Here is an 8,884-nt window from a genome sequence, read left to right as displayed (position 1 = left end):
GCGCCGCACCGCGCACCGGGCGGCCCGCCAACAGCAAGCGGGGCACTCATGCCACAGCCTTCGAAGGCTCATGGTGCCCCCCACCCATGTGCGCCCCGATCACATGCCTCTCTGCCCCCGCAGCCGAAGTCTCGAACACGATCCGCCCTTCGCTCATCACGACGATGCGGTCGGCCAGCTCCAGCAGCTCGTCGAGATCCTCGCTGATCAGCAGCACCGCGCCGCCCTTCTCTCGCACCTGCACGATGCGCTCGTGGATCTCGGCCACGGCGGCAAAGTCGAGCCCGAACACCGGATTGGCCGCGATCAGCACGTTGATGTCGCCGGCCAGCTCGCGCGCCAGCACCGCGCGCTGCACGTTGCCGCCCGACAGGCTGCGGATCGGCGCGCCCTCGCCCTGCGTCTTCACGCCGTATTCGGCAATCCACTCGCGCGCCCGGTGGCGCCAGAACGGAAAGTTCAGCACGCCGCCGCGCGACAAGGGCGGCCGGTCGAAATCGCGCAGCGCCATGTTCTCGGCCACGCTGAGGTCGCCCACGCAGGCATTGCGCAGCGGCTCCTCGGGCAGGCTGCGGACCTTGAGGCTGCGGTTCTCCGCGCGGCGCGCGCTGTAGGGCTGGCCCATCACGCTCACCTTGCCGGCCAGCCGCGCGCGCTGGCCGACCAGCGCCTCGACCAGTTCGCGCTGGCCGTTGCCCGAAACGCCCGCCACGCCGAGGATCTCGCCCGCGCGCACCGCGAGGCTCAGCCCGTGCAGCGCGAGCGTGCCGCGGTCGCCCTGCGCCTCGAGGCCTTCGACGCGCAAGGCGACGGGTGCCGCATCGGGCACCGGTTTTCTCGCGACGGGCGACGAAGCCGGTACAGGCGCCGAAGCATCCTCGCCGCCCATCATCGCCTGCGCCAGCTGCGCCGGGCTCGTGTCCGCCACGCGGCAGTGGTGCACCGCCTTGCCGCGGCGCAGCACCGTCGCGCTGTCGGCGTACGCCATCACCTCGCGGAACTTGTGCGTGATGATGAGCACCGTGCACAGGCCGCTCTTCGCGAACTCGCGCACATGGCCCAGCACCTCGTCGGCTTCCTGCGGCGTGAGCACCGAGGTCGGCTCGTCGAGGATCAGCAGGCGTGGCTTCAGGTACAGCTGCTTGAGCAGTTCGAGCTTCTGCTTCTCGCCCGCCGCAAGCTCGGAGGGCCGCGCCTCGAGGTCGAGGCTGAAGGGCGTGGCCGCAAGAAAATCCCTGAGCTCCGCGCGCTTGGCCTTCCAGTCGATCAGCGCCGGCGTCTTGCCGCCCGCGAGCAGCAGGTTCTCGGCCACCGTCATGCCCGGCGCCAGCGTGAAGTGCTGGTAGACCATGCCGATGCCGAGCGCGCGCGCCACGATCGGGTTGGCAATTTCCTGCTCGCGCCCGTCGATCAGGATGCTGCCCTCCTCCGCGCGCTGGAAGCCCGCCACGCATTTCACCAGCGTGCTCTTGCCCGCGCCGTTCTCGCCGAGCAGCGCATGCACCGTGCCGGGCTCCACGTGCATCGTCACGCGGTCCATCGCGGTGAAGGCGCCGAAGCGCTTGGTCAGCTCGTAGGTGTCGAGCGCGAGCGCGCCGTGGCCCGCAGGCAGTGCGCCGATGGCGTGGGGCGTGGGGTCGGCCATGCCCGGATCAGTCTAGCGCGGCCAAGAGCGCCTGCGAGGTGGCATGCGCGCCGAACACGCCGCCCTGCATCGTGATCATCTTCAGCGCCGCCAGGTGGTTGCCATGGTCGGTGGCGGCCGTGCAGTCCGACAGCAGCAGGCATTCGAAGCCGCGGTCGTTGGCGTCGCGCATCGTGGTGTGCACGCACACGTCGGTGGTGATGCCCGCGAGGATCAGGTTCTCGATGCCGCGCGTGCGCAGGATCAATTCCAGGTCGGTGGCATAGAACGAGCCCTTGCCGGGCTTGTCGATCACCACCTCGCCGGGCAGCGGCGCGAGTTCGGGAATGATCTGCCAGCCCGGCTCGCCGCGCACCAGGATGCGCCCGCACGGCCCGTCGTCGCCAATGCCCACGCCGTTGGCGCCGATCTGGCGCGAGCGCCAGCGCTTGTTGGCGGGCAGGTCGGCCAGGTCGGGCCGGTGGCCTTCGCGCGTGTGGATGATGTGGAAGCCCAGCGGCCGCAGCGCCGCGAGCGTGCGCGCGATCGGCTGGATCGGCGCCTGCACCAGCGAGAGGTCGTAGCCCATCACGTCGACATAGCCGCCGGTGCCGCAGAAGTCGGTCTGCATGTCGATCACGACGAGCGCGGTGTTGCCGGGGCGCAGCGCGCCGTTGTAGGGCCAGCCATAGGGCTCGGCGGCCACGTGGCGGGCAGATGCGGTGTTCGCCATGGGGTTCAGCTCCTTGTCGATGAAAGTTCGCCCGGCGCACCGGCGGCGGCCGTGCCGGGCCTGCAGGTGAACACCAGGATCACCAGCGTGAGCACGTAGGGCACGGTGTTGAACAGGTGGTAGCCCCAGCCGATGCCGATGGATTGCAGCGCCGGTCCGATGGCACCGGCGCCGCCGAAGAGCAGCGCCGCGCCCACGCAGCGCAGCGGGCTCCAGCGCGCGAAGATCACGAGCGCCACCGCGATCAGGCCCTGGCCGCTCGAGATGCCTTCGTTCCAACTGCCCGGATAGAACAGCGTGAGCGACGCGCCGCCGAGCCCGGCGATGAAGCCACCGGCCGTGGTCGCCGCAATGCGCAGGCCCGAGACCGAGTAGCCGAGCGCGCGCGTCGCCTGCGCCGAGTCGCCGGCCATGCGCACCAGGAGGCCGGCCCGCGTGCGCGCAAAGCCCCACCAAAGCAGCACCGCGAGCGCCACGCCAACGGGCACCAGCGCATTGAGCTGCAGCGCCGAGCGCACCACCGTGTTGTCGCTCCAGAAGCCCAGCGGTATCGCGGGAATCTGCGGCGCCTGCGGCTGGATCAGCGGCTTGCCAAGATAGAACGCGAGCCCCGTGCCGAGCAGCATCAGCGCGATGCCGGTCGCCACGTCGTTCACGCGGTCGAGCGAGCACAAGAGGCCATGCAGCAGCGCGAGCGCCGCCCCGGCCAGCGCGCCGATCAGCACCCCCAGCCAGGCCGAATCGGTGAGGTATGCACCGCCGAAGGCCGCCATCGCCGAAAGCACCAGCACGCCTTCGAGCCCGAGGTTGATGCGGCCCGACTTCTCGGTGAGGCATTCGCCCAGGCTCACGAAAAGAAACGGCGCGCCCACGCGCAGCGCACCGCCGACGATGCCGGCCGCGAGCGCGATCCACTGGTCCGCGCTCATCGCAGCGCCCCCCCACCGCGCGGCACACGCGCGCGAAAGGCGTTCCAGTCGACCATGCGCAAGCCCTCGCTCGCCAGGATCAGCACGAAGGCCATGCCCTGCAGCACCAGCACCGAGGCATCGGGCAGCCCGAGCCGCCGCTGCAGCAGGCTGCCGGCCGCGCCGAAGCCGCCGAACAGGATCGCCACCGGCACGATGGCCACCGGGTTGTGCCGCGCGATGAACGACACCAGGATGCCCGCATAGCCGTAGCCCGCGATCAGCGAGGCATTGGCATTGGTGTGCACCGCCGCCACCTCGACCGCGCCCGCGAGCCCCGCAGAGGCGCCGCCGAGCGCGCAGGCCCCCAGGATGAGCCGCGTGGCCGGCAGGCCCACGAGCTGCGCGGTGCGCGGATTGCCGCCCACCACGCGCACCGAAAAGCCCGAGGCGGTGGCACGCAGCCACCACCCGAGCGCCAGGCAGGCGACCACGCCGATCACCAGGCCCCAGTGCACGTCCGAGCCGCCGATGCCGCCGATCAGCAGCCCGTCGGCCAGCGCATGGGTCGATGGCTTGTTGAGGCTCGCCGGATCGCGCAGCGGCCCTTCGACGAGGTGCTTGAAGATGCCGATGGCGATGTAGGCCAGCAGCAGGCTGCTGATGGTTTCGTTGATGCCGCGGTACTGGCGCAGCCAGCCTGCGAGCACGATCCACAGCGCACCGGCAAGCGCACCCGCGATGCAGACGATCGCCGTGCCCAGGACATTGCCGGGCAGCGGCACCGCATGCGCGAGCGCCGCGCACGCCAGCCCGCCCAGCACCAGCGCACCTTCGCCGCCGATGACGATGAGGCCCGCGCGCGCCGGCAATGCCACGCACAGCGCGGTGAGCATCAGCGGCGCGGCGCGCTGCAATGTGTTCTGCCAGGAGAACCAGTCGCCGAACGCGCCCTTGAAGAGCGTCGCCCAGACCTCCAGCGGATCGACGCCCGCAAAGGCCGCGAGCACGCCGAACAGCAGCAGCGCCGCCGCAATGGCGAACACCGGCAGGGCGAATTCCTTGAGCGCGTGGCGCATGGCGTGCGGGCCGGTGCGGCTGCGATCAGGCCTGGCCGATCACGCCTTCGACCAGGTAGTTCATCTTCTCGAGCTCCAGGTCGGTCTGCTTGAGCACCTTGCCGGCCGGCACCACGACCACGCCCTTGTTGTCCTTGATGCCGTCCTTGAAGATGTCGAAGCTGCCCGCCACCATCTTCGCCTTGATCTCGTCGGCCTGCTTCTTTGCGGCGTCCGGCACCATCGGGCCGTAGGCCGACATCTTCACGTAGCCTTCCTTCAGGCCGCCGCGCAGGAAGTTGGGGTGCGGCTTGCCGGCCTGCGCGGCTTCGATGGCGGTCTTGTAGGCCGTGAGCCAGTTCCATTCGGCGCCGGTGAGGTACGCGTTGGGCGCGAGCTTGGCCTGGCTCGCGTGGTAGCCGCAAACCATCTTGCCGCGCTTGGTCGCGGTCTCCACCACCACCTTGGGGCCGTCGACGTGCATGGTGAAGACATCGCAGCCCTGGTCGGCCAGGCTGTTGGTGGCCTCGGCTTCCTTCACGGCCATCGACCAGTCGCCGGTGAAGATCACGCTGCAGGTGATGTTCGGCTTGACCGAGCGCGCACCCAGCGTGAAGGCGTTGATGTTGCGCAGCACCTGCGGAATCGGCTTGGCGGCAACGAAGGCGATCTTGTTGCTCTTGGTCATGTGCGCGGCGATCACGCCGTTCAGGAACTGGCACTCGTCGATGTAGCCGAAGAAGCTGCCCGCGTTCTTCGGGTGCTTGCCTTCGGTCCAGAGGCCGCCGCAATGCGAGAAGCGCACGTCGGGATTCTTGGGCGCCACGGCCAGGATGTGCGGATCGAAGTAGCCGAACGATGTGGGGAACAGCAGCTTGGCGCCGTCCTGCGAGATCATGCCGGCCATGGTCTTCTGCACGGCGGCGGTCTCGGGCACGTTCTCTTCTTCCACCACCTTGATGCCGGGCAGCTTCTTGATTTCGGCGGCCGCCATGGCGTGCGCCTGGTTGTAGCCGTAGTCGTCGCGCGCGCCGACGTAGATCACGCCGACGGTCAGCGGCTTGGCCTGCGCGCCGGCGAGCGCACTCCAGCCTCCGAGGGTGCCGGCGGCGCCGAGCGCGGCCAGGGACTTGAGGGAATCGCGGCGATTGATTTGGCTTGTCATGGCGTTCTTTCCAGAGGTTGAAGGGAGTGCAAAAAATGTGCCCCGCGCTCAGCCCAGGAGGCTCACGTGGGCGGCGACCACGCGCCAGCCGTCGGCCGTGCGCAGCCAGGTCTGGCTCTGCCGGCCGACAGCGGTGGCGCCTTCGCGCCGGAACTCGCAGTTGGCCGTGGCGAAGTCGCGGCCGTAGGTGGTGATGACGGTGCGCAGCAGTTCGCGCGGCGGGCTCTGCACCGGCAGCGATGCGCGAAAGGCGCTGATGCCGGCATGGCCGTAGTGGTTCTCCGAGAAGCCATAGCGCAGCGTGTGCGGGCTGTTCCAGAACAGCTCGTCGAGCACTGCGGGCTGGTTGGCCATGAGCGCCTGCTCGTAGCGCGCGAACACGTCCGTCACTTCGGCAAGCACCTCGGGGATGTTGATCTCGGGCGTCACCGGCGGACCTCGCGCTGGAAGATGTCGAGGCTGAGCTTCTTGGTTGCCACGAAGCTCTCGGTGCTCAGCGTCTCGACCGTGCGCGGCCGCGCATCGCCATAGCGCAGGATCTCGGCCACCCGGGTGGGCCGCTTGGTCAGCAGCAGCACCTCGTCGGCCAGGTACACGGCCTCTTCGAGGTCGTGCGACACCAGGAGCATGGTCGTGCCGGTCTGCATGAACACCTCCTGCAGCTTCTCGCGGATGAAGAGCGTCATCTCGAAGTCGAGCGCCGAAAAGGGCTCGTCCAGAAACAGCACCTCGGGCTTGGGTGCGAGCGCGCGCATGATCGATGCGGTCTGCTGCTGCCCGCCCGAGAGCTCGTACGGAAAGCGCTTCAAGTCGAACTTCACGTCGAAGGACGCCACCAGCTCTTCCATGCGGCGGTCGACCTCGGCCTTGCTGCGGCCTTCGAGCTTCAGCGGGTAGGCGATGTTGTCGATGGTGCGCATCCACGGGAACATCGCCTCGCGGTAGTTCTGGAACACGTAGCCGATCTTGGTGTCCTTGCGCTGCTTGCCGTCGAACAGGATCTCGCCCGCATCGATCGGGATCAGGCCCGCGATCATGTTGATGAGCGTGGACTTGCCGCAGCCGTTGGGCCCGAACACCGAGACGATCCGGTGCTTGGGAATGTCGAGGTCGAAGTTCTCGTACAGCGGCCAGCCCGCAAAGTACTTGGTCAGGCCGCGGATGGTGATGTGCGTGCCGGCCGGGCCGGGCTTGAAGACGGGCCTGGGCACGTCGGCATACACCGGGCCGTTGACGACGATGTCGGGCGTGGCTTTCATCTTCCGCTCCAGTGCACGATGCGGCGCTCGGCAATCAGGAAGAGGATGTTGAGCGCATAGCCCAGCGCGCCCGCCGCCAGAATGGCCGCATACATGCTCTTCACGTTGAGCACCTGCTGCGCATCGATAATGCGGTGGCCGAGGCCCGTGTCCGAGCCGATGAACATCTCGGCCACGATGACGATCACCAGCGCCATCGACACCGCCGAGCGCAGGCCCACGAAGCTGGGCTGCAGGCTTTCCCACACCAGCACGTCCTTGAAGATCTGCCAGCGCGAAGCGCCCATGACGCGCGCCGCCATCACGCGCTGCTTGCGCGCGTTGATCACGCCGTAGGCGCTGTTGAACACCACGATCAGCAGCGCGCCGAAAGCCGCGATCGCCACCTTGTTGACGTCCGACACGCCGAAGATCAGGAGGAACAGCGGGATCAGCGCGGACGAAGGCGTGGAGCGGAAGAAGTCGATCAGGAACTCGACGCTGCGGTAGGCCTTTTCGTTACTGCCGAGCAGCACGCCCAGCGGCACGCCGACCACCGCCGCAATCGCGAAGGCCTGCAGCGTGCGCCACACGGTCATCGCGAAGTCGGTGAGCAGCGGCCCGCCCGCGAGCCCCGTGATGAGCGCCGCCACGGTGTCGGCGGGCGTGGGCAGAAGGATCGGCTTGATGAAGCCCAGGCGCACCGCCAGGTCCCACACGATGAACAGCGCCACGGGGCCGATGAAGGGCAGCAGCCGGTCGCGCAGCGGCGGCTTCGGTGCCGAGGCGGCGGTGCCGTCGGCCGGCGGTGTCCACGGCGTGGCCGTGGTCGTGCTTGCGTCGGCCATGGTCAAGCCTTGTAGAGCAGGCCGTCCACCGGCACCTTCTTCTCGAAGATGCCTTTTTCGGTGAACAGGTCGTAGAACTTCTGGAAGTACGCGACGTCGCTCGGCTTGAACTCGTTGTAGAGCATGTACGAGGCGAGCGGCACTTCGGCCGTGAGGCTGCCTTCGATGGCGGTGTAGCCCTTCATGTGCTGGCGCGCATCGTCGGGCTTGCTGCGCACCAGCTCCACGCCGCGCGCATAGGCGGCGATGTACTTCCTTGCCGCGTCGGGGTTCTTCTTGATGAATTCGCTGGTGAGGCTGGCTGCGCCGCCGTGCCAGGGCGCCATCGGATCGCCGAGGATGTACCTGGCGACCACGCCGGCCTCGATGACGCGCGTGGTGCCGTTCATGCGGCCCACGGTGCCGGTGGGCTCGAGCGTGTAGCAGGCGTCGACCTGGCYCGCCACGAGCGCGGCCACGTGCTGGCCGATGGGCAGCTCGCTCACGGTGGCGCCCTTGGCGCCGGCGCGCTCGAGCATGGTCTTGCACAAGGTCACGTTCTGGATGCCGGGGCCGGATGCGATCTTCTTGCCGGCCAGCTCGGCCATGGTCTTGGTCGGGCTGTCCTTGGCGACGATGAATTCGTCGAGCACGAACCTGGCGTTGCTCGGGTTGGTGCAGAAGATCTTGAACAGCCCCGGCTGCGCGATCTCGCCGATGGCGAGGTTGGCCGAGCCCGTGCCGTTGGAGCTGCCGTCGCAGCGGCCCGCGAGCATGCCTTCCATGACCTGCTGCGCGCCCGCGAACTTGAGCGGCTCCACGTCGAGGCCGGCTTCCTTGAAGTAGCCGCGGTCGACCGCGGCAAAGAAAGGCAGGCCCGCGGCCACGGGCCAGAAGCCGATGCGGATCTTGGGCGCGGCCTGCGCACGCACGATGGCGGGCGCAGCCAGCACGGCCAGCCCCGCGGCGCCGGCCTGCAGCAGCTGGCGGCGCGACGCGGCGGCGGACGATTTCTCAGGAATGCACATGAAGACTCCTCGATCGGTCAGGTTGGAATGGCTTGGGAAGAGGCCGCGGCGCGGCTCGCGATGTAGGCACGCCAGCCGCCGTGGTGGCTCACGTCTTCGGCGCCTGCGAGCGCATGGCCTTCGCAGATGAAGCCGTGCACCCAGCTGCCGTCGGCGAGCTCGACGCTGCCCAGGCCCAGCGGGGGCGGGATCAGCGCGAGGAAGCTGCCGATCTCGGCCACGGGAACGGACCACACTTCGAGCGCAATGGCGGCTCCGCCGGCCGTGCTGCGCTGCAGCCCSGGCTTGGGCGGCACGGTGCCC

The 8,884-nt window shown here is 68.8% G+C and carries 10 protein-coding genes; all 10 read right to left on the bottom strand.

Annotated elements, in window-relative coordinates; genetic code table 11:
* Positions 1-46: 46 nt before the first annotated feature.
* Positions 47-1,645, bottom strand: coding sequence for an ABC transporter ATP-binding protein (locus tag AC1DOC_RS08730; RefSeq protein ID WP_478079575.1), 1,599 nt, complete (start codon positions 1,643-1,645; stop codon positions 47-49).
* 7 nt (positions 1,646-1,652) lie between these two features.
* Complete coding sequence (gene biuH, locus AC1DOC_RS08725) at positions 1,653-2,357, bottom strand: biuret amidohydrolase (RefSeq protein ID WP_478079576.1); 705 nt, start codon at positions 2,355-2,357, stop codon at positions 1,653-1,655.
* Positions 2,358-2,362: 5 nt separating this feature from the next.
* On the bottom strand, positions 2,363-3,286 hold the full coding sequence (locus AC1DOC_RS08720) for an ABC transporter permease (RefSeq protein WP_436287143.1): 924 nt from the start codon (positions 3,284-3,286) through the stop codon (positions 2,363-2,365).
* Positions 3,283-4,344: an ABC transporter permease gene (locus tag AC1DOC_RS08715; RefSeq protein ID WP_478079577.1), complete on the bottom strand. Its 1,062-nt coding sequence runs from the start codon at positions 4,342-4,344 to the stop codon at positions 3,283-3,285. Before AC1DOC_RS08715 ends, AC1DOC_RS08720 begins: the two co-directional genes overlap by 4 nt.
* Before the next feature lie 25 nt (positions 4,345-4,369).
* Positions 4,370-5,488 (bottom strand): BMP family ABC transporter substrate-binding protein, encoded by a 1,119-nt coding sequence (locus AC1DOC_RS08710; RefSeq protein ID WP_478079578.1) that lies wholly within the window; start codon positions 5,486-5,488, stop codon positions 4,370-4,372.
* A gap of 48 nt (positions 5,489-5,536) precedes the next feature.
* Complete coding sequence (gene hpxZ / locus AC1DOC_RS08705; RefSeq protein WP_018903884.1) at positions 5,537-5,917, bottom strand: oxalurate catabolism protein HpxZ; 381 nt, start codon at positions 5,915-5,917, stop codon at positions 5,537-5,539.
* Entirely contained in the window at positions 5,914-6,747 is an 834-nt protein-coding gene (locus tag AC1DOC_RS08700; protein WP_012745432.1) for an ABC transporter ATP-binding protein, read from the bottom strand. Before AC1DOC_RS08700 ends, hpxZ begins: the two co-directional genes overlap by 4 nt.
* Positions 6,744-7,574: an ABC transporter permease gene (locus AC1DOC_RS08695; RefSeq protein WP_062363791.1), complete on the bottom strand. Its 831-nt coding sequence runs from the start codon at positions 7,572-7,574 to the stop codon at positions 6,744-6,746. The genes AC1DOC_RS08700 and AC1DOC_RS08695 overlap by 4 nt, the downstream gene beginning before the upstream one ends.
* Before the next feature lie 2 nt (positions 7,575-7,576).
* Positions 7,577-8,581, bottom strand: coding sequence for an ABC transporter substrate-binding protein (locus AC1DOC_RS08690; RefSeq protein ID WP_478129673.1), 1,005 nt, complete (start codon positions 8,579-8,581; stop codon positions 7,577-7,579).
* 17 nt (positions 8,582-8,598) lie between these two features.
* Positions 8,599-8,884 (bottom strand): allophanate hydrolase-related protein (locus AC1DOC_RS08685; protein ID WP_478129672.1); only part of this gene is annotated, 286 nt, incomplete at its 5' end.

The organism is Variovorax sp. 01T439_2 (assembly GCF_056398445.1).
The sequence above is the reverse complement of the archived record's forward strand: the minus strand, read 5'-3'. Positions and strand labels throughout refer to the sequence as shown.

Bases quoted from the DNA above. Each gene is read 5' to 3' on its own strand.
- AC1DOC_RS08715 (WP_478079577.1), bottom strand. From the start codon at position 4,344: ATGCGCCACGCGCTCAAGGAATTCGCCCTGCCGGTGTTCGCCATTGCG.
- AC1DOC_RS08730 (WP_478079575.1), bottom strand. From the start codon at position 1,645: ATGGCCGACCCCACGCCCCACGCCATCGGCGCACTGCCTGCGGGCCAC.
- AC1DOC_RS08720 (WP_436287143.1), bottom strand. From the start codon at position 3,286: ATGAGCGCGGACCAGTGGATCGCGCTCGCGGCCGGCATCGTCGGCGGT.
- AC1DOC_RS08700 (WP_012745432.1), bottom strand. From the start codon at position 6,747: ATGAAAGCCACGCCCGACATCGTCGTCAACGGCCCGGTGTATGCCGAC.
- AC1DOC_RS08695 (WP_062363791.1), bottom strand. From the start codon at position 7,574: ATGGCCGACGCAAGCACGACCACGGCCACGCCGTGGACACCGCCGGCC.
- AC1DOC_RS08710 (WP_478079578.1), bottom strand. From the start codon at position 5,488: ATGACAAGCCAAATCAATCGCCGCGATTCCCTCAAGTCCCTGGCCGCG.
- biuH (WP_478079576.1), bottom strand. From the start codon at position 2,357: ATGGCGAACACCGCATCTGCCCGCCACGTGGCCGCCGAGCCCTATGGC.